This is a genomic window from Nitrosospira sp. Is2, assembly GCF_033095785.1.
Taxonomy (GTDB): Bacteria; Pseudomonadota; Gammaproteobacteria; order Burkholderiales; family Nitrosomonadaceae; genus Nitrosospira.
On the sequence record NZ_CP137134.1, the window covers coordinates 3,054,123 to 3,079,907 of the forward strand.

Consider the following 25,785-nt stretch of genomic DNA (forward strand, 5'->3'; position numbering starts at 1 on the left):
ACCCCGAGCGCTAATAAAAGCTCGGTAGCAGCGGGGCTGGCTCCCGGCAGATTTTCCAGCTTCCGTATGAGATTGTCAGGTCGATTTGTTTTTCCGACGAGCCAGGGAACCAAGCAAACCGAGCCCGGCGAGCAGCATTGCGTAGCTTTCAGGTTCGGGGACGAGTGTCAAGAAGCCGCGAATCTCTCCGCCCTGGAAGACGGTCGAGTGAATGTTCACGTACGAACTGCCGCTATCTAGCCCTGCCACCAACGCATTAAAAGCGCCAGAAACGGTGTTCCCATTGTTAGAGATAAATGCCGGGTTGTAGCTTGACGCAAGTGACATATCAAATGTGTGATCATAAACACCTGACGTTACACCGGACGGGAAACCGGTAAATGTGGGTACGGTGGTAGCAACGCCCGCAGTGCCGGTTGATGCGGTGGTGCAACAATGAATATGGGAGGCCGTGGTATTTCCGAGCAGCCCGCTGAAAGTTTCCTGCACCCGCATGGTTACGAGATCCATATCCATCGTGACGGTTGCCGTGCCGATTGCTGGAGAAGTGTTCGGCGGAGCTTCCGCAGACCCGCTTAGTACTGCTGTGTATACTGACTCATGAGCTGCGGCTGGCATCGCGACCGCGGCAAACAGAAATCCTGCAACTAACAAACTGTTTTTCATATTATTTTCCTCTATATTCAGGGACTGCAGGCACTGCGGTACGCTGCTAACGAGTCATCGATCAATTATTTAACACTCAGTCTAGGATAGTACAGATCAGAGTCAGTTTTTCAATAGACCATATGGATTCCGCGGATGCTCGCGTCCGGCGTTACTGCTCGTATTGTTCAGGTTCATTAACGGTCCCGGAAGCGCGTATCGAAAAGACGCTCCAAGTCGCAATGCAGCGAAGGGGGAAACCTAAACTCGGGTGGCCGTAGAGATCTTGTCGTTTCCAACCGTTGTGAAGATAAGAGGGTCGCATTCACCCAACCGGTCGCATAGCATCATCCACCTGGGGGTATAGCTAGGGTATAAATTCGTTTGCTTCGGACATCCAATGTCCATGAGCTTTACATCAACCCAGAGTGCCCCGTCTTTGATGTGACCCACATCTCATCCTCAACACATCAAATGATCTTTCTTTTGTGCACTTTGCGGTCGGTGACGATGAAGCGGGAGCTGTCTATACTCAATGACTTGATGGATAGCTTATATTTTCTCAACTGCGATGAGAGTCCGCCGGGCTGTTAGCCTTACAAGTCGGAATGGGGAGATCCGGCCCCGAAGTTGAGAGGGTGCGCGGGTGGATAGTCTAAAGGCTAGGTTAAAACGTGATCGCGAAGCGCTCCTCGAATACCGATTCACCCTCTCTGATTACGCTATATTCTGCTTCGTACCGGCCTTGAGGCCAACCTGTGACGGGGCGCTTTCGCCCGACCAGCGTTAAAAATTGTGCCTTGGGACGGTCGAGCGGTTTCAGATTGCTTTGGGCAAGGATGGAGCCGTTTGGACCTCGTAGAACCAACTTAGGTCTATCACCGCGCTCAAGACCGATCATCCGGACATGTGCCACCAACGCGGGACTGTCCGCAGTAAGCGTAAAATTCTCCAGGCTACCATTCTCGACATCGTCCATCGAGAGGATTCGGTTGGCAAAGCCTAGATTAAGCAGAATGCGTGTGCGATACGCTACTGCTTTTGCCGTGACTTCATCCCACAGGGATTGTTCAGAACCGCATTGTCCGGACTGGGCTTTGGGAGAAAATGGATCGACGATGCTCCGGTTATGCCAGACGGAGAGATGCAAGTGTGGAAACTCGGTGGCACCCGAAAGCCCAACTTTTCCAAGTACCTGACCGCGTTTAACATGCTGACCTTTGGAGATGGAGACACTGCCGTTAGCTAAATGGCAATACTGCGTTTCCCATCCATTGGGATGTCGTAGCAAAACGCCGTTTCCGCATTCCCGGCCAACAACTGCCGCTTTGCTGATCACTCGGATTGATATGTCTTTCTCGCCGTCTCTGACCCCGGTGACCTCGCCATCAGCGACTGCGAGGACAGCCACGCCTGCTCGCATCACGGTCATTGAAGGTAAGCGGAAATCAGTACCATCATGCCCGTCATAGGTTAGGGTACCGCAAGAAAAATCACGGTAGCTGGTGGATGGGTCGTGATCCACATAGTTCTGGACGAAGCAGTTTTTGCCAACTTCACAACCGATGGGTAGCGAAAGGGTTAATGACTCATCAGCGGAACCTGCAGAGCAATTAAGAAGGACGATGAAAAAAATTAGAATTGGCGGATTCGGCGTTCTTTTTCCAATTCGCCGACCCCGCTGTGGGCAGTGATCAGTTAACACAGAATCCGAAGCCAATCATTCGGCAGTATCGTGAGCACCTTGCAGACCCTGGACCCGCATCACGCATGCTGGTTATGTCCATAGAATCCTGCGCTCTATCCATTACCGATTTTTCTCCAGCATCGCAAAAATACCCATCCCCAGCAGCATGGTCCCGACAAAGACGATGCCCTTGGCGCTCCCGCTTCCAAGTAGCACCAGGGCAGGTCCAGGACATATGCCAGCCATTCCCCAGCCAATGCCAAATGCAAGGCTGCCGAGAACGAGCCTCCTGTCTATCACCCGCGAGTCAGGAATCTGCATCTTTGCGCCTAGATAGCTGCGACGTCGTGCCCGGGCAACGGCAAATGCCAGCGAAGCAACCCCCGCCGCCCCTCCCATAACGAGTGCAAGAGAGGGATCCCATGCACCCTCAACATCAAGGAACGCCAGAACCTTTGCAGGGTTGGCCATCCCGGCCAAGATCAGCCCCAGGCCGAAAATCAGGCCGGACACCAGTGCTGTCAGATTGCTCATCCAGTTTCTTCCCTTATGATTGAAGTACATGCCGAATGATATAAACTGTCAGCATGCCTACCCCCACGAAAATGAGTGTTGCTGCAACCGAGCGCGGCGACCCACGCGATATTCCGCAAACTCCGTGCCCGCTGGTGCAACCTGAACCATAGCGCGTGCCGATTCCGACAATCAGTCCCGCCACTGCCAATATGGCATAGCTGGCGTCAATCCGGACTAGCGGCAACTCCTGGAAAAACTGCCAGACCAGGGGTGCAGCAACAAGGCCGGAAACAAAGGCGATACGCCATCCCACATCGCCCCTGTCAGCAGTGAATAACCCCCCGACAATGCCGGAAATCCCTGCAATCTTTCCGTTAAGGAGAATCAGCAGCGCAGCTGCCAAACCGATAATCCCGCCGCCAATGAGCGCAGACCACGGCGTAAACTGACTCCAGTCAATAAACATTGGTGCTCCTTTCAGCAGGAAGGACTCAATAGCGTATAAAGAAAAGGCGAAACGCCCGGCCCTTTGCTGTTAAAGATAGTATAAATAATAATGGTAATTTTTGACCCTGCTCGACTTGAGTTCGGAGAAAATCAATTTCTACCCTATAACCGTGTTTTTCCGCACAGAAGACAGACAGGGATAAAAGCAAGATGGCTGGTGTCTCCTAGCAGGCGGTCAGAACATTCGTGGCATCAATCTCCAAGGAGCAAAAACATGTTACATGCCGAAGACTCAACCAGCGCAGATCGCGTTCGCCGCTCAACAGCGCCAGAGGTGAACCGCGAAATAGATCACCGAACAAATAACAACATCCGGCATTACGCTAACAGCAGCGAGGAAGCCATTCGTGGAAGAATAGAAGAACTTGACCGAGAGTGGGACATCGAGCGCGCGCTTGAAGTCAATGCGTCCACACTGGCCTTGACGGGCCTTCTGCTTGGGGTGACGGTCAACCGGAGATGGCTCCTGTTACCGGGGGTTGTGTTGTCATTCCTGTTACAGCACGGACTGCAGGGATGGTGTCCGCCTTTACCCATGTTGCGCCGGATGGGTGTGCGTACTCGAGGTGAAATCGACCGGGAAAAATATGAGCTGAAAGCGTTGCTTGACGCAAGGTAACTCTGCCGAAAAAAGTGCCGGACACAGCCGGCGCCGCACGGGATAATAGGAGAGTTGCGCCAGTAAAGGTAGGAGCCATTCTGGTTGGCGCGAACCACGAATATTTCATTTGCTTATCTCAATCATGGATAATACGTTTTATGCATAACTGTCAGATGAGGCAGGGAGTGGCAGAACACAGCAGGCCGATTGATAAGCTATTCATTTTTTATTGGTTGGGATAAAAAAACGATGATGCTAGATTTTCTCCTTTGATTATTTCTGGAGGAAATGAAAATGTCATTCGATACTTCCCGCTTAGCTGTTGGTGTATTTATAGCGCTGGTGAGCCTGACCGCCCGATGGTTATATGAGATTTGAATGCTGAGTTTGCCTCTCGCTGGAAAGCCCCGGGGTGGGCCTGGAGATCAAAGTCGAGCCGGCCCGGAGCAAGTCGGGAAGCAGGTATATTATGTTTGATGGGCTCGATGTTCCACCCTTTTGCTGTCCTACGATGTGAACAAGCTGTGGAATTGATCGGGTTTGCGCGATATGCGCGGCTGTAGACTGCTGTTTGGAGCAGCGCCAACCAAAACCTAACATGAGAAGCGCCAGGTTAATGGTTCAGGAAACAACATCAATGGTTGTAAGAGTGGCTTTTATTATTATTATGAAATAATGAAAAAAATTTGTTCAGCCTCAAGCATTATGGAAGCGCAGATCATGCTCGATCTGCTCGACCACAATTGTATCTCGGCGAAGCTATTTAATGAGCATGCCCAGGGGGGACTGGGGGATATTCCGTTTACCCACGCTTATCCAGAGGTGTGGGTTATTCGGGACAGTGATTTTGAGCGGGGGCAAGCCATCGTTAACGAATTTGAAAAAACCCCGGTCGAGACCCGAGTGGTATTCTGCCGCGCGTGCCATGAGGAAAACCCGTTTAATTTTCAGCTTTGCTGGCGGTGCGGCGCCGGGCTTGAACTGCCATCATCGCGTGAAGGAAGGGTTTAATGATCACCGTGGCGATGAGCGGAGTGCGGCCCTGTGCTCACGCTGTCGTCCGGCATAACGATCGGTTCTTGACTCTTGTCGCATCATTAGTGATTCTTCCGGGTTCTGTTTTCTGGTGAGACACGTAGCTCACCGACCCCGGCCCGCAGCGCCTCAACGTCGAGTTCATGTTCGAGACGATGGAGCACCTCATCGCTGATTACGCCTTCATTCCGAAACCTGATTGCGGTCAGTCGCTCAGCCGTGAGGGTCTCGTGCCGCAATCGCCGGAATGCCTCTGCGGCCTCCGGCGTCCATTCAGGGTCAACAGTTTGGCTTAGGGCGGAGCGCCTCAGGCGGCTGCGATAATGGTCCCGCATCCGTTCGATTTGTTCCGGAACGGGCCAGTTTTCGCTTGCTATGTCATCCAGTCGAGCAAGGGCGGCCGATGCTGCCTGTTCCCGCGCCTGCCTCTCCTCATCCGTATGACCTCGATCTTCCCTTACTTTCAACGCGCGGATCAACAGAGGAAGCGACAGGCCTTGCAATACCAGCGTCACGAAAATCACCATGAAGGCGATGAGAATAATTTCCGCACGAAACGGAAATGGAGTTCCGGCGGCAGTTGTCAGCGGCAGGGCCATCGCCGAAGCGAGTGACACGATCCCGCGCATGCCGGCCCAGCCGATGATGAACAAATTAGACCAGGGCGGTATCGGATCGTGCGCGCGCAAGCGCGGACTCACCAGTCGGGGCACCCAGGCGGCGGCCGGCACCCACACCAGGCGCACGACGATGGCTGTCACACTCACCAGGGCGCCTACCAGAATGAGGACGTTAAGCTCGCCAGATGGGACAGCGTCACGAAGGGTGCCGAGCTGCAGGCCGATAAGAATGAAAATGACGCCGTTGAGCACGAACACGAGGAACTCCCAAACCGCCCGCGCCTGGATTCGAGTAGACGGCGCAACGGCTGTGCTTAAATGCCGGCGGAGATAGAAACCTCCTGCCACGCAGGCCAACACGGCTGAGCCGTGTGCCTGCTCGGCCAAGACCCAGGCAATATATGGAGCCAGGAGCGTGATGGCGATCTCGCTGAAGCTGTCCTTGACCAAGACTAAAATCCAGCGACTTACGAAGCTCACTGTAAGCCCGATCGCGATCCCAACGGCCCCTGCCAGAACGAAGGCCAACAGTGTGTCGCTTAACACAAAGGCACCGCTGACCGCCGCTGCGATTGCTGCGCGGTAGAGCACCAGCGCAGTCGCATCATTCACGAGACTCTCGCCCTCCAGTATTGTGAGGACGCGGTGAGGAAGGTGTAGCTGTTTTCCTATCGCGGTCGCGGAGACGGCATCCGGAGGAGAAACAATGGCCCCCAGCGCAATGGCTCCTGCCCACCCGAGTCCTGGCAGCGCAGCATGGGCAACAACCGCGACTGCGGCAGTCGTGACGAGCACCAGACCAACGGCGTGTAAGGTAATCGGGCGAAGATTTGCGCGAAAATCTCGCCACGAAGTGAAGTACGCAGCGGCCCATAGGATAGGCGGGAGAAAGACCAGGAATACCAGGTCCGGCTCAAGATGGATCGTCGGTAGGCCCGGGATAAAGCCTAGAGCCAAGCCCCCGATTACCAGCAGTATGGGATAGGGAATGACCAGCTTGCGCGCGATTGTCGTCAGGGCGAGCACAGCCATCAGTAGTAGAATGACGGTCTCAAGTTGTTGGAGACTGCTCATTATCTGTTGGGGCGAACCGTCAAGTAAGCGCCAGCACGACTGTTTGAAGAAAGCGGCGTCGGTAACCGACGCTTCGCCACCCCCTGGATGAAGTCGGTGGAAGCGGCCACATCACGCTCGATGTATTCCTCGGCAACAAAGGGCACGTTCTCAATCATCTATCCGCCATCCTCATCTGGACCTGCATCTTCGTAATCACTACGACCTAGACCGCCACTTTTTCTTCGCCTTCTGAGCCTCCGCACTTAACCGGGGAATGTCCTCGCGGGTCACTGTGCGCTATGTACGCTGCTTGCTCAACGGTGGTTTAACCTCCGTCCTCGCCGGCTGCTAAGTTACGAGCGATCGTGCCCGCCGACAGTTCCTCGCCTTGGACCCGCTCCTGCTTTATATCGTGAGCCCCTCTTGTCGCGGTGGCGGGTCGTTATACCTTTTTCATCGAGCATTATGGCAGAACACTCAAAATTCCCACCCAGATCCCCACCCAGATCCCCACCCAGATCCCCACCCAGATCCCCACCCTCACTAACGAATCCTCAACGTTGAGGGGGCGGGGTAAATGGCTGAAACCTTTATAAACTGGCCTTCCAGTTATCTCCACTACGGTTTTATGCGTTACTCAGCCAGTAAGACATACTTCTTTTATGGGTCACTATTGTCAGATGAGGTTTGTACAAGTCGCAGCAAGCATCCGAACGAATAAAACCGCTCAAACTCATCCTTTTGCGCCCGCTTGCCGTCCCCTCCGTCCTTAAATTGCGAAGACCCGCACCGAATCTCTGGTTTACCTCCATACAACGACCCAAGTAAATCCAAGAACCTCCATAGTTCCGCGTAACTGCGGGTTTTTCCATTACCGTGAGACCGCGACTCTTAACATTAGTCGCACTACTTCTGAACCGGGGACGACTGGACCTTGGTAACCAGCTTCCTGAAGCGGCGCGTCTGCAGTTCGTCGCCTCCGCCTGTCCGATTGTGCTCAAGCGTACACAGGAATTAACGAGCTAGAGGTAGAATTCCTCCGAAAGAAAAAACAGGAGGGTATATGGTTCAGCGAGTAGCGCTAGTTACAGGAGCATCTAGCGGGATCGGTCGAGCAACCACAGAGCTTCTCGCCGCGAATGGTTATTATGTCTTCGCGAGCGGGCGGCGGATGGGCAGGCTTGAAGAGTTACGTTCCAATCATATTGAGCCCATCGAGCTGGATGTTACCGATGAAGTTGCGATACGTGAGTTAGTAGATCATGTCATCTTAAGCCGCGGACAGATCGACGTATTGGTGAATAACGCAGGCTTCGGTCAATTAGGCACTATAGAATGCGTCTCGATGGAAGCTGCTCGCAGGCAACTGGACGTGAATGTGTTCGGATATGCTCGTTTCATGCAAGCAGTGTTGCCGCAAATGCGAAAGCAGAAGTCGGGGCACATCGTAAATATAACGTCAGTAATGGGGAGGATATCCACCCCGGGCTTTGGCTGGTACGCGGCTTCGAAGCACGCGGTTGAAGCCTTGACCGAGGCCGTACGTGGTGAAGTAATGGAATTTGGGATTAAAGTTGTGCTCATTGCTCCAGGGCTTATCAAGACCGAGTTCGTGCCAAAGCAACTCGAGCTATTGAAGACAGTAGCGCATCCCCCGGCTTATCAGAAAATCCTTACAGGTCTTCATCACCTTCTCGCAAATGAACCCCGGTCCCCTGGTCCAAACATCATTGCACAAGCTGTACTCGATTCTGTGACGGACTCAAATCCTCCGGTCCGACATGCATTACCTCTTGATTCAAAAGTGTCCGTGGCAGCCCGATGGCTATTTGGCGCTAGACTTTTTGCTCGCGCTGTCCGGCATCAGATGAAATTGAAGTTCTGAACTTCGGATGAACTTCACTGATGGCACATCTCAAAAACGGCTATTAAGGATGAGTCTGGCGAAGCGCGTTATCTTCCTTGCAATATGGTTGCCCTCAACCGTGCTTGCCGCGCCACCATTACTTCGATGCGAGATCAACGAAAGCGGCGAGAGCTACATTGCGGAGTTTTTCCCAACGTCTGATCCATACACTGTTGTAGCAAAAGATATCGGTGGAAGATTTCGATTTAAAGTTGTAATGATGCAAAAGGAACAGCTAATCGAATACATAAAGATATACACCTATTATCAGGAGCAACGTCCTGCGGTTTTATTGCATGTCGCGAAATATATGCCACCCTTCCGACAAGACCAGACTTCGTTTGCTGGGCTAACAGGCGTGAATTTCCTCTATTCTCCGGGTCTTGAACGGGAACTGCAGTACGGCTGCGCACTTTCGGAAATTCCACCATGACCGGCATTCCATTTCACTTCGTGGCGTGTTTGACCGCAAAAATGTGGTTATGCGCCGCTGCACTGACCAGCGTTAATGTCTGGGCAGAGACCGTAAACCCTTCTGTTTCCATCGTCTTTGTTGGAGACATCATGCTCGACGAACTTCCTGGAAAACTAATCGAAGAAGGCGTCGATCCCTTTGCGCCTTTCGCCCATATTCTGCGCAGCGCGGACCTTCGAATAGGGAATCTGGAATGTGTCGTCGGAACCACGGGGGTAGCGTGGGACAAGCCCTACACTTTTCGCGCTCACCCCCGCGTCCTTCCCATACTCAAACGTCATTTCACCGCGGTGTCCCTGGCCAATAATCATTCTGGGGACTTTGGCCCCGTGGCGTTTGCGGAAATGCTTGACCTGCTGGACCGAGAGCAGATCCTTTATTTCGGAGGCGGTCGAACCCTGTCTGAAGCACATGCTCCGCTATTGTTTGAACGCAAGGGATTAAGAATTGCATTGCTCGGATTCAACGAATTCCTCCCGCGGAGCTTTGAGGCAGACGTCGACAGCCAAGTATCGCCTGGAGTGATGATGAACAAGTCCATGCCGACATCAAGAATGCACGAACGCGTTACAAGGCTGATATCGTCATAACTTTCATGCACTGGGGCTGGGAGTATGAACATTTCGCCAGCAAGCGCCAGCGCCAGCTTGCACATCTAATGATTGATTCTGGAGCTGATGCTGTAATAGGAGGGCATCCCCACGTTACACAAGACATCGAACATCATAACGGAAAACCGATTTTTTATAGCTTGGGGAATTTTGTCTTCAACGGCTTCAGTGATAAAGACAATAACACCGGGTGGCTGCTGAGATTGGAGCTGGACAAGAAAGGTGTCCGCCAGTGGAAGACCTTGATAGCGGAAATCGACCATAACGGTGTTCCGCACCCCGCTCGGCAGAAGAAAGGATATTGTTATGAACGCGGTAATGACGAAGAGATAAGTTGCGACGCAAAACCCTGAAACTATATAGTGCGACCGACTCGTCTATAGGTTTTGTTCAAACCTCATGGAATGTTAGCCAAAGCCAGGGCTGTTTAGAATACGACCAAACAAGATCTTTGGGAGTGATGGCATGGCGGCTTCGCCGTACGAAGAGAAAAAACCCGTTATAACGTTAAGCAAGTCAAACCCGCTTCGGCGGGTTTTTTATTTCCGAGCTCTACCCTTTGCCCATTCGCGCACGCTTTTCCTTTGCCGAAGATCGGTTCTCGTGCGACCTAATTTTAATCCAATCAAACCTCCGCCCACGAAAGCTATCACCGCCATTAGTATCCATTCCATAGGCCCTCCCATAATGTTGAATCCGATGATAGCCCTTTCGAATATCTAAATCCAATCTTTAGAATCCTTGATAGTAAGCTCAGCAGTGGACAGTATGCCGAGCGAATTTAACATCCAGCACTACCTGTAAGATTTGACAGCTACTTTGAGGCGCTATTCCGTTATCTAATGTCATACCTTACGGCACATAGCGGTATTTGGCCTTGCCCACTGACAAGTCACCGTCGAAGCTCATGATTTCCGAAGTCAGCCGATGTACCTTGGCGACTTGCTCACCGCACCGGTACTCATGAATATATTAATCACCAACAATACCCTCGCAACCCTGGGAGGTAGTGAGTGGGTGGTGGTTGAACTCGCAAGGGCCTTATCTTCTCGAGGACATCAGGTTGCGGCATGCAGCTCGCAAATAGCCGAAGCGGGAACGATGCTAAAAGGAATGTCGATCCCCGTCATTCCTGATCCTTTTGATTCTCCATTCAAGCCTGATGTAATTCATGGCCAGCATCATTTAGATACGGTGCGTGCTCTGTGTGCTTTCCCTGATGTCCCGGCCATCTATCATTGCCATGGATACCTACCTTGGGTTGAAGATCCGCCAGTTCATCCACGCATCCTGTATTACGTTGGGATGTCTTCAGTGGTTTCCGAACGTATTCGCTTCTCACTGGGTTTATCTGATCGAGACGTCATGACGATCCCAAATTGGGTTGACCTTGATCGGTTTCGTTTTGTACGTGATCCGAGGCATAAACCTCGGAAGGCCTTGCTTTACTTGAGGAGTTTTGATCGCAGTAGCTGGCACGCATCCCAGCTCTGTCAAGCTTTTGAATGGATGGGCATAAAGCTGGATCTCTGGGTGCCGCAGCGAGAAACACGTGCGCCTGAGGTCGTGCTACCCCAGTACGACATTGTGCTTGCTTCCGGCCGATCAGCAATTGAGGCGATGGCTTCTGGATGTGCTGTCTTGCCAATTAGCCCTTCCGCCTGCCTTGACCTTGTTGATCTAACCAACTTTGATTTCTTCCAAAGTCAAAACTTTTCGCCAAGACTGAGCACCGGCCAGTTTAATGCTGAATCCATAGTTCACGCTATTTCTTCGTACAATCCTGAGCATGTCAAAGCTGTAACCGAGGCCGTCAGGAGCAGGTGCACGCTTGACGCGGCGACCGACGCTCTGGAATCTTTGTATCTGAGGACAGTTGAGGAGTTCAGTGATGAATATCCTCTTCCTTCGGCGAGATTTACTAATGAGCTGCATGCTATGGCTAACTATATTCAATCGCTGATGCCAATGGTGAGGGACCGTGAGCGGTTGCTTTTAGAGAATAACCATATTCAACAGGAAATCGCCGTGCAGGAGCAGACGATAACAGCGCTCCATAGATCCAACTCAATGCGCATAACCAAACCAATACGAGTGATAAGCAACTTACTAAGACGTCTTAGGAGTACTAAGCCCAACCCAGGGGAATCTTTAGGGAGCTGAGAGAATAAAAGGGCATCGAATAGGCTTCATTCGGCAGCAGTGTCTCCAAAAATAGCGTACCGGCAGCGTGAACCGAGGGGTAGCGACTGTGGCGGCTTGCGCCGGCATCGGGTGTCATCCGGTGTTCTCGCCTGCAATACTGATGAAATGTCCCATAGCAGGGGTTTAAACAAGAATGAAACTGCGGCGATAATGGCTAGGTCGAACCATCGACGATTTCGCGTGGAGGAGACGTGTGTTAGCGTACGGTTTCTATTCCGTATATTACATAGACTGTTACCTTAACTTTGTTATATAAAGGAGCCGCCATGAAACATCTTTTTTCCTCAAAAAGTAAGAAGCTTCAAGCGATAGTTCTTGTCAACGCCTTGATTCTGGGTTTCACAGGTATGGTTCATGCTCAGTCGCAAAATCTTAAGGGCGAAAACACGGAAAAACCGGTGATAACCGAAGAAAAGCCTGCGAATAAGAACGATGCAACGAACGAAGGGAGAATAACGCGAAAGAAACAATCGAAGCAGGAGCCGGGAAAGGACACAGGGAATTATAAAGGTGCTCAGCCGCCTCAAGGCGGTCGGTTAGGTCAAGGTCCAGACCATCCCGATTGAGCCCGGTACCAAGTCTGATCTTGAAATAAAAACCCTCGCATTACACATTTGGGCATTGGCCGCCCCACGCGCCCTGGTCATCATTGGGGATCGAAACCCCGAATATGACCCGACGCCCGGCACTTACCGGTCGAATCAATAGCGTTTCATTGTCGAGTATATGCAACGGCAAAATGCCCGTTGGCAATGCGAACCGCCACCTGCGCGAATGCGTCGGCAGGGGAATCCATCTCGGTCCCCAAATACGGCGCGCTCGGTCGGCGGCTCATGGGGAACATATTATCCGCAGCTTCAGCGCGACGTTTTGCCTTGGGTAGGCGGGCATCTGATCAGCCACGATACCGCTCCCGTATTGTTTTAGTAATGCGGCGGATTGAAGGTCGGGATGCACTAGAAACGGCACGCTAGGCAGTTGCAAACCGTGGTCAGGTCCTCCTATATGTGATAGCGATAGCGGCCCAGATAGAAAGACCCTGAAAGGCATAACCCGTAACCACATACCGTATATCTATATAACCGGTTAACCATATAACCCGATATCAGCGGGGCGAGCTCGGGGGCATTTTTACCACTCGGTCGCGGGGCCTTATGGTCGCGATTCCCAGGGCCTGGCAAAATATAATGGTGCCTATTATTTTCTACAACCTGGTGCAGCATATCGTGGCGGGAGCTTTGCACGAGATAATGACCAAAAGAGCAAACCTCGACAGTTGAATTAGCGAAGCGTAACTCTTTAACAGAATAATAGAGCTAGCAAGATAGGTTCACAGGTCAACTCGAGCTTGAGGCCGTGGAGTATGTTAAAAACCTGCAAGATTCAGGAGCATAAAAAATGCAATCACTGTACAACGCTGACATCTACCCGGATGAGGTCCGGGAAATGATATTGGAATCGGGCCAGATTGGGATCGAGATCGCAAACCGGTGGATGATGGGGTGGCCGAAGAGAGTCGTGAACCTCCTGATCCAGGACATGTACGAGGACGTGTTTCAGTATCAGCTTCTTCAGGAACAGGATGTGATAGCCAGAGCATCCAACCTCAGCCATCTGGCGCCGATCGAGATCGTCGTGATGTCGGGGCTGAGTCTGGAGCCCCCGGAAGTGTAGAAGATACCGCGATCGTGGAACCTGCAACCTTTTCATCTCCGCTCCGCGCTGTACTTCCAGGCATTCGCCCTCTCGTAAAATCCCGCATCAAGAGTCCTTTCGGGAAGTAGGACGGGAAAAACTTGTCCACGCTAGTGGGTTCACGCAAGGGAATTGATTTAGGGACGCGCGCCTCGGACACCGAGAATAAGTGGTTCCGCGTAAGGCAACGTCGGGCCTGCAAAGGCGGGGTCGCGGACGATTCGAACCCCTTTCCGTATAACGATCATCAAATAACGTTCTGGCGCCCGCGCAATTGCAGGTTTTTTATCGTCTTATTCGTTCAACCAGAGCTAACACTGCTTTCCCACGCGGGTGCGCTCGCATTTTTGGGACATCTGCTGCAAGGGCATATCGGTTCGTTGCCGCGCGGTGTCGGCGAATTTCCCGGTGTTCTTGGGGCAGGGGGATGGGCCGCGTTCTCTGTGCGTTATCGTCTTGGGGACTTAAATCATGCGTAAGCCACGTCGAGCGCCTCTTCGTGCCCATAAGGCAGCAGCGACTCATAACACCAGAAAATGGGGAAATTTTGCGGGTGAGGGGGCCTGCTCTCGTGCTTATCTAAAGGACATAATCCGTCATCTCGTGCTCGATCTTGCGGCTCAAGGTTTTTATTACGAATAGATTGACCCTGTCCCCAGTGCAAGGATATAAGCATCAGTTCCAGTTCTTAAGCTTTTCGATCAAGCTGATATCCAACGATGCCGATTCCTTCACCACCAAGGCTTAACTGCCGGCCATTTGATCACCCAAATCAGGGTTGAGTGGAGCGATGCCCACGCTGGGTCCCGTGCTAGCTGCCCAAAGCACCATCGACTCGGGAAAGCCCACGAGGGATTCTTCATGTACGTAGGTATTCGATGCTCCAGAATGCGTTCGGGCGACAAGCGGAAGATGTGAGACAACATTTTTCATACGCTCTATGTGGCCTTCCTTGGTTCGTATGTAAACAGCATATGACGGCATGACTGGTCCCCTGTGGTGGTAACTTCAAGTGGCAAGTGTATTGCAGGTGTGTTGCAGGACTTTTACCACTAACCGGATATTCATGCATCCAACGGAATAGTCCATTACCCTTTTCACCTCTATCTGCCTCGTCGGCGCCGGCGGGGTCACATGAAGCTGGACGGGAGCGGGGCCGCTCGGGCCGGGGTTGACTGCGATAGGGAATGACGCGCTGTGAATGAGATTACTCAAATCAACGGTCGGGCGACCTGGAGATTTGGAAACCGGGTGACCAAGCTGTTAGCTTCAGAATTTAGGGCGGGGTGCGACACAAGCGGATTCAGGGGCGCTTCGGCTAATTATCTCCTAAAACCGTGGATGGAGGACATGCAGAGCCGTATCAATGAGCGTCGTCCAGGTCATTCTTTAGATTCTGCTCCACAATCCAACTTTTTCTCCGCCCCGTTTTGGCAGCTCTCACCCCGCCAATCGCACAGGCTCCTCATTATGTTTGCTTCCGAACAGAGCGAAGTGTTTCCGCCCACTAGCATTCAGGCATTCTCTGGCTTTTAACTCTAATAATGGAGATAGAAAATCCGAGACATATAGGGAATCTTAAGTAAATTGCATGTCTCGGGAAATTATTGAAATAATCCATGATAGGAGATTTATGATGGCGACAAATAGAGAAAAAACTGGCGAAGAGCGGGGTGGTGGAGGTGGCGGGACGAGTAAGCGCGGCTTCGCCTCTATGGATGCAGAAAGACAGCGTCAAATAGCCAGCCAAGGCGGAAAGGCCGCTCATGAAAAGGGCACGGCTCACGAGTTTGACTCAGCGGAAGCGCGCGAGGCCGGGCGGAAAGGCGGCAAAGCCGCTCATGAAAAGGGCACGGCTCACGAGTTTGATTCAGCGGAAGCGCGCGAGGCCGGCCGGAAAGGCGGAAAGGCCGCGCATGAGAAGGGCACGGCTCACGAGTTTGACTCGGAAGAGGCCCGCGAAGCGGGCAAAAAAGGCGGGGAGGCCCGGGGCAAGGCTGCCTCACGTGATGATGAGACGAAATCCTCTTCTTCATCGCGGGGTGGTTCATCCGCACAGCACGCCAAAGCGGGTAGCCAAAGCTATAAAAACCATTAATAGTTCGGTTTACGGAGGGGGGAATTTCCCCCTTTTTTGTTTGTTTATTTAGTTAGGTCAAGTTTTTCTATCAGGGCCTTGGCGTCGAACGGTGCCTTGACTTTGATATCGTTGTCAAAATAGCAGTAGACATCCCTGAGGCATTGTTTTGGTTTAAATCCCGTCGAGATGAGATGCGCATCATCCGGCTGAAAACCGGCACGCCAGGCCCCGATCCGCGCTGCCCAGCGATTCAATGCCTCATCGGTATAGCCGCTTGCGTAAAGTTCCTTATCGCCATGCAAGCGAAGGTAGAGAAAATCAGCGGTGACATCCTCGCGGTAAGGCCATTTGCCTGCAGTATCGGCAACGACTAATGCGACGTTATGCTCGTGCAGCATTTGCACAAACGATTCGTCGATAAAGCTCTCGTGCCGAATTTCGACCGCGTGGCGCAACTGTCGCGGCGCGTCGATCGCGAGCCGTACGCGCCCCACCATGCGGGGCTCGCGATGGCGGGCAAGGCTCAGCGCCTGTTCCGTATCCTGAGGTAAAAGCTCAAGGAATTGCTTCATTCTTTCTGGATCAAAACGAAAGCTCGGCGGGAATTGCCACAGGATAGGGCCAAGTTTCTCTCTCAGGTTGAATAAGCCGGATGCGAAGAAATTGGCGAGCGGCGCATCAATATCGCGCAGGCGGCGTATATGGGTTATATACCGCGCCCCTTTTACGCTGAAAATAAAGCCGGTCGGTGTTTGTTCGTACCAGTGCTGAAAACTTTCAGGTGTTTGCAGAGAGTAGAACGTACCGTTAATCTCTATGGTGGGAAATTCTCTGGATGCGTGTTCCAGCTCCCTGTGCTGAGGAAGACCAGGAGGATAAAAAACACCGCGCCACGGAGGATAGCGCCAACCGGAAATTCCGACAAATGCTGAGCTCATCGGGCATCACCTCCGTGCCGGCGGCAGTTCTTCCCCGTCCTTGCCATAGGCAGGCGGCAGGTAGATATTCAGAGTTCGGAGCAGATCATCGCCGTTGTTGCGGATTTCGTGCTCATCGCCCCGTTCAATCAGCATGAGTGTACCCTCGCCCAGGGAATAGCGTTTCCCATTTACGGTTGCGATACCGGTCCCCGAGACCACATAGAGCCACTGGTCTGCCCCCCGATGGCGGTTTTCCGGGCCCCCTTCCGCCTGCCCGGGCGGCAGGACCATCTCCGCGGCCTGCGAAAAACGATTACCCGGGATGACGCGAAACCCACTTTCGAACTGAAGATTCTTTCGTTTCATTGCATCTCCTTTCCCAGCGCGACTAAAAAAATTAAGCAGCGCCGGGAAAATAATGCGGGCCGGGTTGGAAGAAGTCGGTTACTTCCCGCACAGCCCCATTCATCGAGTATCTGGCAGTTGCCAATCACGACGGGCAAGCAACTGGGTATCCGCATGGAACAACGTCACCGCAAGAAGGGCCTTGCGAGCTTGAGGTCGTCAAGAAAGCGTTCGTATTCGTCGTCTTTGTCCTGCTCAGGCACGCGCAACAGGAATGATGGATGCACGGTAATCAGCAATGATACGCCCGGCGCATATTCAGTCACTTTTCCCCGGCTAGCCATGATGGGGGCAGGGCGGCCAAGCACTGAACGTACCGCCGTCGCCCCCATGGCTACGATGAGGCGCGGGGTAACCAGCTCGATTTCCCTTTTCAGCCAGCCATGGCAGGCGGCGATTTCCGCATCCACTGGTTTCTTGTGCATTCGGCGCTTGCCGCGAAGCTCGAACTTAAAATGTTTTACCGCATTGGTTATATAAACACGTTCGCGCGGAATGCCAGCCTCCGTCAGCGCTCGAGTCAGAAGTTGACCGGCGGGGCCGACGAATGGGCGCCCTGTGACATCTTCCTGGTCCCCAGGCTGTTCGCCTACAAGCATCACTGGCGCGCGGGAAGGCCCTTCGCCGAAGACCGTCTGAGTGGCATGCTCCCACAGCGGGCAAGCCTGGCAATCCATCGCGGCGTCTCGCAACGCTTCAATCGTATTCCCGGCACGGTCTGCGGGGGAAGATCCGGATGTAGCTTTCATGTCGGTTGAGCCTTCCAGCTCAGCGGGGCAGAGGCGTGGGCGACTGGCGTCCAAGCTAGCCGACCCGGCGCAAGGATCAGGAACTGCTTACCGCTTCGCAGTCAACTTTTCGATTTTGCTTTCGCCCGTGGCGACCTGGGGGGGGCTCTCCGAGATCAGTTCGAACCAGAATACGCTACCGGTGCCGACAGTACTTTCCACACCTATCTGGCCCCCCATCAATTCGACCAGCTGTTTGGTCACGACCAGTCCAATGCCTGTGCCTTCAACGGAGCCGCTCTCTTGCCCGAGCCGATTGAACTGTTGAAAAAGCTGCGTCATCTTGTCCGGCGTAAGGCCAGGCCCCGTATCCCGTATGCTTATACGGACGCGGTCCGTCCCACCCTGACAACTCACTTCGACTGTGCCACCCTCACGGTTATATTTGATGGCATTCGACAAGAGGTTGATCAGCACCTGCTTAACCCGGGTACGGTCGGCCCTGACAAATCGATGCACATCCAGTGGCGGAAAGATCAGCTTTATGCCGCGTTCTTGTGCTTGCGGCTCGATCATGGTCCTGCATTCGAGCATGACATCGGTCATGGACATCGGTTCAGGCGAAACCACCAGCTTGCCCGATTCGATCGTGGCGAGATCGAGTATCTTGTTGATCAGCTCCAGCAAATACCATCCCGCGGAGTTAATCTCCTTGAGCATGGTCATCTGGTTGAAGGTCGGCGGCGGCGAGCTTGACTCGAGCAACTGAGCGAACCCAAGCATGACATTGAGCGGGGAACGCAATTCATGGCTCATGCTGGAAAGAAACTCGGATTTCGCGAGATTTGCTTTTTCCGCTTCGGTTTTGGCTTTGGTCAGCTCCGCTTCGATCAGCTTGCGTTCGGCGATATCGCATCGCAGTTCGTCATTCAACTTCGCCAGCTCATCCGTACGTCGCGCCACCAGTTCCTCGAGGCGATAGCGGTGTTGCCGCAGTTCCTCTTCAGATTGCTTGCTTTCGGTGATGTCCACGAGGATACCCTGGAGAAACAGCGAACGTCCCGATTCGTCCCGCACTACGCTGGCTTCGTCTCGAAACCAAAGGACTTTTCCGTCGGCTGTAAGCAGACGGTATTCACAGCGCAACGGAGCGCCTGTTTCCTGGCTCTTCGCCCGCTCCTCAAGCGTGCGTTCCCTGTCGTCCGAGTGAGTTTGCGCAAGCAGGATATCCGGATTGTCGAGCCATTTTTCCGAAGGAAACCCGAGGGTTTCGATGCGGGAGCTGACGTAGAGGAACCGATTGGTACCATCAAGCGCGGCGATATATACGATGGCCGGTATGGTTTCGACCAAAGAGCGGTATTTAGCCTCGGCCTGCGCGAGTTTCTCTTCTGCATTTTTTTTTTCGAGCAGGACCTTCCGTTCTCCCAGCACGCGCTGGATGACGGCGGGCAGCAATTCCAGATATTGCTGCTCCATGTCCTTGATCAGATAATCGCGTGCCCCTCGCTTCATCGCTTCCACAGCGATTGTGGCGTTGTCCGTTCCGGTCAGCATCATAACGGGAATGGAAATATCGCCCGTGTCGTCAGCGAGCGCGGCCAGGAACTCGAGACCGTTCAAGTCCGGCAGGTGATAGTCGAGCAGGACGCAGTCCGGCCTTTGCTCATGGGCGAGTTGCAACCCCTCGTGACCGGATTCGGCTTCGGAAAGCACGAATTCATAGTCCGGATCCCGAGCAAGCACTCTCCGGCAAGCCATGCGATCTACCGCGTCGTCCTCGACCAAAAGTACACGGATCAGCGGCTTAGTCATGGAAAAAATTTGCTATAGCGAAAATCAGATCGTCCCCCGCGGAATTTTCGTTATGGCATTTCGCTGATGGTCCAATAAGCATCGATTGAACGCATCACTTCGACGAATTGCCGGTAATCGACGGGCTTTGCCATATAGCCCGCTACCCCCATGTTGAAACTGTTCAACTTGTCCTGCTGCTCTTCGGACGTGGTCAGCACAACTACCGGAATGCGCCTGAATTGCTCATCCTGTTTAACCACGTGGAGGAACTCGATTCCGTTCATGATAGGCATGTTGAGATCAAGCAAAATAATGCATGGTTTTTCGCTTTCCCGATCCCGCAGGTAGGCTAGCGCCTCCTCGCCGTTTTCGACGTTCACCAGCGGGTTCGTTACGTGAATCTCCTTGAGCGCGCGAATTACGGTCATGGTATCCACTTGATCATCTTCCACCAGGAGAATGGGCTTGTTGGTTATTTTCACTTCGCTTTTCCTATATTAGATTGGAATTGGTGCGGTTTTAGGCAGGGTGAAGAAAAACGTGCTGCCTTCCCCCGGCCGGGATTCGAGCCAGATCCGGCCGCCGTAAATTTCCACGATTTTTTTAACTAAAGCCAGCCCAACCCCGGTACTTTCGATTCGATCACGAGGCGCCAGCGTCTGAAATAGCTGGAAAATCTTGTCGTAATGGCGTGACTCGATCCCAGGCCCATTATCACTAACGCTGAATTTCCACTGGTTGCCCTCGTCGTTGCAAGCGATGCGAATTTCGCCCCTAGGCTTGTCCATATATTTTATGGCATTCGAAAGCAGATTCTGGAATATCTGCTGAACACGAGTCGGCTCCGCTACTATGGTGGGCATGGGCGCTTCAATCTCTATGGTAACATTCTCCGGTGGAGCGATGAGTTCGATTACCTCACGAATCACGCGTCCCACGTCCATTGCCACCGGCGCTTCTTTAACTCGCCCCACGCGGGAATATTGCAAAATACCGTCGATGAGATTTCCCATGCGGTGAACCCTGCTGACAAGGAGACGGAGGTGTTCCTTGCCCTGGTCATCCAATTTATCCGCATAATCCGTCGCAAGCCAGTCGGCCAATGCGCCAATAGCGCGGAGGGGCGCCTTCAGGTCATGTGACACCACGTAGGCAAAGCTTTTCAACTCTTCGTTAGCGCTTTCCAGTTCGTTCATCAAACGCGCTTTTTGTTCTTCTGCGAGCTTGCGCTGGCTGATGTCGCGCATGATGATGACAAACATGTGAGCTTCCTCGGCGTGCATTTCGACCACGGCGAGATCGAGGGGGAACGTGGCGCCATTCTTGCGCTGCCCGGCCACTTCCGAGGGGGCGCCGAATGCTCTCGACCGCCTCGCCAGGAAAGCTTTGAGATGTTCAGCATCCCCGTCCTGGCTGTGTTCCTGCTGGGGAAGGAGCAGGCTGATATTTTGCCCCATGATTTCCTTTGCCGTATAGCCAAAAATCAGCTCCGCTGCGGGATTAAACGTTTTAATCACGCCATATTGATTTACCGACGCAATGCCGTCGATCATATTGTTCAGCAAGGCACGGGTGTGCGCCTCGCTTGCGCGGACCTGGCCGATGGTATCCACCAGGCTGTCCCGCATTTCCTTGAGGGCTTGCATAAGCTGGCCGACTTCGTCGTTCGAGCGAACGTCGATTTCTTGAGTCAGATTCCCGGCTGCAACCGCTCGTGCGATCTTCACGACATTCTCCAGCGGCTTGGAAATGGCGCGGGTGAATACCCGGCTTATCAGCACAGTCAGTAGCAGTGCAATGATTATTGAAGCAACGAGAATATTGGTAATAGTCGAGTAACGGTTCTGTTCCCGGTTGTATTCGCGCCCAGCCTCATCGAGCTGTAGCATGACGAGTGCTTCGATACTTGCGCCGACCGGCCTATACAGCGGCCGAATTTTTTCAACTAGAAGCCGGTGTGCTTCTCCGATTTTATTTGCCCGTAGAGCGACAGCTGCTGGAACTATCCCCTCATGAAGAAAGATCTCACGGTCGGCTTGAAACTTCAAAGCCAGCTTTCGCTCCTCGTCGGTTAGGTGGGTGAGCATGTACCGTTCCCACGTTCGGTTTATTCTTTCAATGTTCTTCTCTACGAGAGCCGTTTTCTCTTCAACGATCTCGGGGGTCGGCAAAAGCAAGGCAGATGTTATAGCCAAGCGGTTTTGCAGCAGGAGCGATTCGATATACCCCACCTGTTTGAGCGGAATCGCGCGATCGTGGTAGACGGTTTCCAGCCCACCGATAGCATTGCTCATCCCGAAGAGACCGAGCATCTGGCTACCCAGCAGAAAAGCAACCAGGATAGACAGGATGAAAACGAGCCGGGTTCGGATGGTCAGGTTTTTAAACATACACGCGTGGGAAAATTTCCAACTCCATTTTGTGGTAGTTTCACTCCGTGAGGCTCATCATTGCCAATATTACCCCTGCGAGCAGAACTGAAAAAGGATTCTTTGACATAATTTCAATCGCACACAATAAATAAGAACGCGGTTATTACCACACGGCAGTCCGAGAGACCGCACGAGAGATGGCATTTTTGCGGAGTCCAGGGGATATGCTTTGGAGAACTCATGGAGCCAGCGCCGGCGAAGCCCCGCTGCTGGAGCCGCGCTTTTGAAGCCGTTAATGAGCCTGAATCATACTCGCAGCGTAGCGGCAGCCGGGGTTGCCCGCTTTGTCCAAATGGTCTATTGAAAAACCGCCTCAGATTTGTACTATCCTGTATTGAGTCCTGTTAATAATTCATCGATGACTCGTTAGTGGAACACTGCTGTCCCGGCAGTTCCTAAATATAAAGGAGGATAATCATGAAATACAGTTCTTTGGTCGCAGGATTTCTATTTGCGGCGCTCGCTCTGCCAGCGGCCGCTCAGTCAGTATACACAGCCGTACTAAGCGGATCTGCGGAAGAACCGGCGAATCAATCTCCAGCAACCGGTACCGCAACCGTCACGGTCGATACCGCGAACTTCACGATGCGGGTTCAGGAAACGTTTAGCGGCCTGGTAGCAGAAAACACGGCTTCCCATATCCATTGTTGCACAGCGACGCCTCTTTCCGGGAACGTGGGGGTCGCAACCACGACGCCCACATTTACCGGTTTCCCCACGGGCACGACGTCAGGCGTTTATGATCACACGTTTGACATGACGAACCCGTCCAGCTACAACCAGGCATTCATAACCGACCATGGGGGCACTGCGTCTGGCGCATTCGATGCGCTGGTGGCGGGGCTAAATAGTGGCAGCGCTTACGCGAACATCCACTCCAGCACGTTCCAAGCCGGCGAGATTCGCGGCTTCCTGACGCTGGTGCCCGAACCCGAAAGCTACGCGATGCTGCTTGCCGGGCTTGGAATCATCAGCATCCTGGCGCGTCGCCGCAGAGTTTGAATATCAGTTGAATTTCTATACAGCAAAGGGAGCGTCTTTTTCGCCCCCTTTGTTTTTCAGGATGCTTGCTTTGGATATGTATCCGTTCGCGGCAACCTGTCAAGCTCCCATCGTATCATCCATATCGGCTAACGGCCGGGCGGCTTCCCGTAACGCGTCCAAAGCTTCGTTCCAGAGCACCGGCTTGTATTGTGGCAGTCGGCCTACTGTATGCAATGGAATGAGCACATCCTGTCCTTCGCCTTCATAACTAATCCATAACGCCTCGAAATTAAGTGCCGGCACCTGAAATACCCGTAGCTCAGCCTGCTGATCCCCTTTGCCGATTGTGGCAAGAACTTCGGATAGCCCTCGGGAAAACAAATCCAGCCGCCGCTCTGCTGCCGACATTTGCAGAACGCGAGGTTCTGCTTCTTCAGTGACATCATAAAAGGCTTGAGGCGTGCCTTCCACAGTTTCAAAAACCCGTAGCGCCACAGGATCCGGGGCCGCTTCCCGTTGTCCTAGTAATGAGTCCAGCCCTAGCGAATACACGCGATGAGCCATACCCAACGCCGCGCGTTCTTCATCGGCCGCGTCTCGACTTGCCCGCGCTTCGGCCGATTCCGACGCCGAAATTTTTCCCTGTTTCAACTGCAATAGCGGACGGGCTTCCCAGATACGGCGAAGAATTGGCTCTACCGGGATCAGATATTTTATCGGCATTTTAAAATAGCTCTTGGTGAAATAGGTATGCGTCCAGGTTCCGCTTCCCTGGTAGTTGTTGGCAAAATCCGATGCCGTCATATGACTCTTGCCATATATGGGGTCGTCGATATCGAAGTATTCCAGATCGAGAATGCGGCTGTAACCGTGAATCACCATGAAATGGCCTCCGCCGCCGTTCCAGCCAATTCTCGCGCCCACGGGCCTGCCTGCATCAATTTCAGCTCTTACCTGCTGAAAGCTTCCTTGCCCCAGCATGCTTACGAAGTTATTGGTACGCGTGAGGGCTCTGTCGAGATACCAAGGGACATTACATGGGGCTGGGACAGGGCTATTGCAGCAATCGCTATGACCAAGCTCTCCGTTCGCCACCCGGCATTGAGTCCACGTGCTCCACCACCAATAGAAATGAGATACGCTCGTTGACGCTGCAGCCCAACACCAGTTGGACTCAGTCTGCGTCTGCATGTTGAACGCGAGCTGTTTTGACGAGAAAAGCTTTCCCCAGATGGTAAGTTCTTTCAAGAGAGAGCTGTAGGGGCGGCTTGTAGCGTGGATGTATTCAGACAGGTTCATCGGTCTTTCCTCTTCAGGCTGTTGATCTTGTTCTGGCCTCAGTACAATCGCGTATTTTCTTTATAGCTTAATGAGCATGAAACACAAGTTTGACGGGTTTTGAATTGGGGTGGTAAACATGTTCCGAATCTCGGCTTCGGAAAGTTCAAGCTTGCCTATCTGTCAATTCTGTTGAAAAACCTGTTTTTAACATGCTTGAAAACAATTTGATACCGAGCTGAACGAACTTTCTGCTCCGTTTTCTGCTTAACATGTGGTAGTGGTCACCTCTACTGGTGTCGTTATTATTAAATGTTGAGCGTCTACTTTGAGAAGATAAGCACCAATTCTGCGTCCGTATGGGCGCACAATATTTCACCCATTCACGCTAGATGATGCTTTCAATCTTGGCTTTAACTCTCAAGAAAACCATCACGCTGTTCGTGCTGATGGGGCCTGTTTCCATGATCCCCGTCTTTCTCGCCGCTACGGAGGGTTTTGATCTACGCAGCAAGGGCCGCTTCGCCAGGACTATTGGGTTGAGCGTCACGGTGGCGTTGCTGGTGGCGACATTTCTGGGGATGCCTATTTTAGGATTGCTCGGCATATCGCTGGGAGCGATGCAAGTTGGCGGAGGAGTTATTGTCCTATTGCTGACAATAGCAATGGTTCTTGGGAAGGAATCAACCTTCAAGGGATCGCCCAGTATCGCTAATGAAGATGGGGTTCGAGAAGCGGCAATCGTCCCTTTAGCTGTACCACTGCTGGCCGGGCCGGCCGCATTCAGCTATGTCATGGGAAACAGCGCATGGCAGACCTATGTCGATTTGATTCATGTGGTGGTGCCTATCCTTATCGTAGGTATCGTATGCTGGATAACTTTTTACATGGCTAGTCAGGCGGAAAAGAAGATTCGGCAATCCACTATGGATGTAGTACAGCGCGTCGGAGGATTTATCCTTGCGGCGATAGCCGTAGAAATGATGGCCACTGGGTTACGTGCACTGTTTCCGATGCTTGCTCCAGCCTAGTGTAAAAATTCTTATAAGAGAAAGATTGGATGACCAAGAAGTGGCGAGAACGGAAATTTGCTATTGCTAAAAAATGAATTGTTACGCTGTCGACAGCGGTATGAGCTTCCGCGCAGAATTCGGTCCTCCCAAGCTTGACCTCACCCCTTCGTATTTACAGAAATACGTAAAATCCTGTTTCTGTTTTTCCGTTTCCATGCTTCCAGACCTCATGTCACCAGAGTCTGTTTTTACAGCCTTGCCGCCGTTAGCTCGATCGTTCTTCTGGTGCCTCTGGCAGCGCGAAAGGTATTAATGACACAGGGCAAACTTCCTGAACTATCTCCGACTGATGCAGGAGTAGTAGAACGCCCTCCCTGCTAAAGCACATTCGTCATTTTGTCCTGACCGGCTCGAAGAGGGATTAGTCGCACAGCTGGCTAACCACGAAATAATCAAAAATACAACTACAAAAATTTTCACATGCATTTTTTATTCTCGGGAAATCCTTTTTAACCGGTCTGATCGGTGACGTTCGTGAGAAATCGTGAATCGTCCAATGCTCAGTTAGCAGTGCGAACGGCCTATTCTC

General features: G+C 52.7%; 23 protein-coding genes and 1 pseudogene. 11 read left to right on the top strand and 13 right to left on the bottom strand.

From position 1 onward, the window contains the following. Nucleotides 1-75: 75 nt before the first annotated feature. From R5L00_RS13430 to R5L00_RS13445, 4 genes are all read right to left on the bottom strand, one after another. Nucleotides 76-666 carry a CHRD domain-containing protein gene (locus tag R5L00_RS13430; protein ID WP_317652293.1) on the bottom strand — a complete coding sequence of 197 codons (591 nt, stop codon included), beginning with the start codon at nt 664-666 and terminating at the stop codon, nt 76-78. 646 nt (nt 667-1,312) lie between these two features. After that, a complete protein-coding gene (locus R5L00_RS13435) occupies nt 1,313-2,056 on the bottom strand; it encodes a M23 family metallopeptidase (RefSeq protein ID WP_317652295.1) in 744 nt (247 codons plus the stop codon). A gap of 396 nt (nt 2,057-2,452) precedes the next feature. After that, nucleotides 2,453-2,866: a DUF6691 family protein gene (locus R5L00_RS13440; protein ID WP_317652297.1), complete on the bottom strand. Its 414-nt coding sequence runs from the start codon at nt 2,864-2,866 to the stop codon at nt 2,453-2,455. Nucleotides 2,867-2,879: 13 nt separating this feature from the next. Further along, a complete protein-coding gene (locus tag R5L00_RS13445) occupies nt 2,880-3,314 on the bottom strand; it encodes a YeeE/YedE family protein (protein WP_317652299.1) in 435 nt (144 codons plus the stop codon). A 255-nt stretch (nt 3,315-3,569) separates the two neighbouring features. On the opposite strand from R5L00_RS13445, the gene R5L00_RS13450 reads away from it, so the two are divergent. Both R5L00_RS13450 and R5L00_RS13455 read left to right on the top strand, forming a co-directional pair. Then, complete coding sequence (locus tag R5L00_RS13450; protein WP_317652301.1) at nt 3,570-3,974, top strand: hypothetical protein; 405 nt, start codon at nt 3,570-3,572, stop codon at nt 3,972-3,974. Between the two features lie 657 nt (nt 3,975-4,631). After that, a complete protein-coding gene (locus R5L00_RS13455; protein WP_317652303.1) occupies nt 4,632-4,967 on the top strand; it encodes a DUF2007 domain-containing protein in 336 nt (111 codons plus the stop codon). Between the two features lie 86 nt (nt 4,968-5,053). Here the strand turns inward: R5L00_RS13455 and R5L00_RS13460 are convergent, their stop codons facing one another. Beyond that, nucleotides 5,054-6,685 carry a Na+/H+ antiporter gene (locus R5L00_RS13460; RefSeq protein WP_317652305.1) on the bottom strand — a complete coding sequence of 544 codons (1,632 nt, stop codon included), beginning with the start codon at nt 6,683-6,685 and terminating at the stop codon, nt 5,054-5,056. Further along, nucleotides 6,685-6,843 (bottom strand): hypothetical protein, encoded by a 159-nt coding sequence (locus tag R5L00_RS13465; RefSeq protein ID WP_317652306.1) that lies wholly within the window; start codon nt 6,841-6,843, stop codon nt 6,685-6,687. Before R5L00_RS13465 ends, R5L00_RS13460 begins: the two co-directional genes overlap by 1 nt. Nucleotides 6,844-7,730: 887 nt before the next feature. Between R5L00_RS13465 and R5L00_RS13470 the strand changes: the two genes are divergently transcribed. The 7 genes and pseudogenes from R5L00_RS13470 to R5L00_RS13500 all read left to right on the top strand — a co-directional run bounded on the left by R5L00_RS13470 (nt 7,731) and on the right by R5L00_RS13500 (nt 15,657). After that, a complete protein-coding gene (locus R5L00_RS13470; protein ID WP_317652308.1) occupies nt 7,731-8,552 on the top strand; it encodes an SDR family NAD(P)-dependent oxidoreductase in 822 nt (273 codons plus the stop codon). A 7-nt stretch (nt 8,553-8,559) separates the two neighbouring features. Next, nucleotides 8,560-9,006, top strand: a complete 447-nt coding sequence (locus tag R5L00_RS13475) for a hypothetical protein (RefSeq protein ID WP_317652310.1) — start codon at nt 8,560-8,562, stop codon at nt 9,004-9,006. 131 nt (nt 9,007-9,137) lie between these two features. Beyond that, a pseudogene (locus R5L00_RS13480) lies at nt 9,138-10,012 on the top strand (CapA family protein). Nucleotides 10,013-10,622: 610 nt separating this feature from the next. Then, complete coding sequence (locus R5L00_RS13485; RefSeq protein ID WP_317652312.1) at nt 10,623-11,822, top strand: hypothetical protein; 1,200 nt, start codon at nt 10,623-10,625, stop codon at nt 11,820-11,822. A 308-nt stretch (nt 11,823-12,130) separates the two neighbouring features. Next, a complete protein-coding gene (locus R5L00_RS13490; RefSeq protein WP_317652314.1) occupies nt 12,131-12,430 on the top strand; it encodes a hypothetical protein in 300 nt (99 codons plus the stop codon). Between the two features lie 832 nt (nt 12,431-13,262). Beyond that, nucleotides 13,263-13,538: a hypothetical protein gene (locus R5L00_RS13495; RefSeq protein WP_317652316.1), complete on the top strand. Its 276-nt coding sequence runs from the start codon at nt 13,263-13,265 to the stop codon at nt 13,536-13,538. A 1,654-nt stretch (nt 13,539-15,192) separates the two neighbouring features. Continuing rightward, a complete protein-coding gene (locus R5L00_RS13500) occupies nt 15,193-15,657 on the top strand; it encodes a KGG domain-containing protein (protein ID WP_317652318.1) in 465 nt (154 codons plus the stop codon). Between the two features lie 44 nt (nt 15,658-15,701). Here R5L00_RS13500 and R5L00_RS13505 read toward each other — a convergent pair whose 3' ends face one another. The 6 genes from R5L00_RS13505 to R5L00_RS13530 form a co-directional block, all read right to left on the bottom strand. Next, nucleotides 15,702-16,577: a DUF72 domain-containing protein gene (locus R5L00_RS13505; RefSeq protein WP_317652320.1), complete on the bottom strand. Its 876-nt coding sequence runs from the start codon at nt 16,575-16,577 to the stop codon at nt 15,702-15,704. A gap of 6 nt (nt 16,578-16,583) precedes the next feature. Further along, a complete protein-coding gene (locus R5L00_RS13510; protein ID WP_317652322.1) occupies nt 16,584-16,925 on the bottom strand; it encodes a cupin domain-containing protein in 342 nt (113 codons plus the stop codon). A gap of 164 nt (nt 16,926-17,089) precedes the next feature. After that, the gene (locus R5L00_RS13515) at nt 17,090-17,713 is read right to left on the bottom strand and encodes a UdgX family uracil-DNA binding protein (RefSeq protein WP_317652324.1); all 624 of its coding nucleotides are present in this window, start codon (nt 17,711-17,713) and stop codon (nt 17,090-17,092) included. 87 nt (nt 17,714-17,800) lie between these two features. After that, complete coding sequence (locus R5L00_RS13520; RefSeq protein WP_317652326.1) at nt 17,801-19,507, bottom strand: ATP-binding protein; 1,707 nt, start codon at nt 19,505-19,507, stop codon at nt 17,801-17,803. 50 nt (nt 19,508-19,557) lie between these two features. Further along, a complete protein-coding gene (locus tag R5L00_RS13525) occupies nt 19,558-19,971 on the bottom strand; it encodes a response regulator (RefSeq protein ID WP_107693238.1) in 414 nt (137 codons plus the stop codon). A gap of 15 nt (nt 19,972-19,986) precedes the next feature. Next, nucleotides 19,987-21,879, bottom strand: coding sequence for a Tar ligand binding domain-containing protein (locus tag R5L00_RS13530; protein WP_107693237.1), 1,893 nt, complete (start codon nt 21,877-21,879; stop codon nt 19,987-19,989). Nucleotides 21,880-22,338: 459 nt separating this feature from the next. Here R5L00_RS13530 and R5L00_RS13535 point away from each other — a divergent pair, with 459 nt between their 5' ends. Then, nucleotides 22,339-22,923, top strand: coding sequence for a CHRD domain-containing protein (locus R5L00_RS13535; RefSeq protein WP_317652329.1), 585 nt, complete (start codon nt 22,339-22,341; stop codon nt 22,921-22,923). Nucleotides 22,924-23,022: 99 nt separating this feature from the next. Here the strand turns inward: R5L00_RS13535 and R5L00_RS13540 are convergent, their stop codons facing one another. Continuing rightward, on the bottom strand, nt 23,023-24,204 hold the full coding sequence (locus tag R5L00_RS13540) for a papain-like cysteine protease family protein (protein WP_317652330.1): 1,182 nt from the start codon (nt 24,202-24,204) through the stop codon (nt 23,023-23,025). A gap of 386 nt (nt 24,205-24,590) precedes the next feature. On the opposite strand from R5L00_RS13540, the gene R5L00_RS13545 reads away from it, so the two are divergent. Continuing rightward, entirely contained in the window at nt 24,591-25,214 is a 624-nt protein-coding gene (locus R5L00_RS13545; protein WP_317652331.1) for a MarC family protein, read from the top strand. The last annotated feature ends 571 nt before the right edge of the window (nt 25,215-25,785 follow it).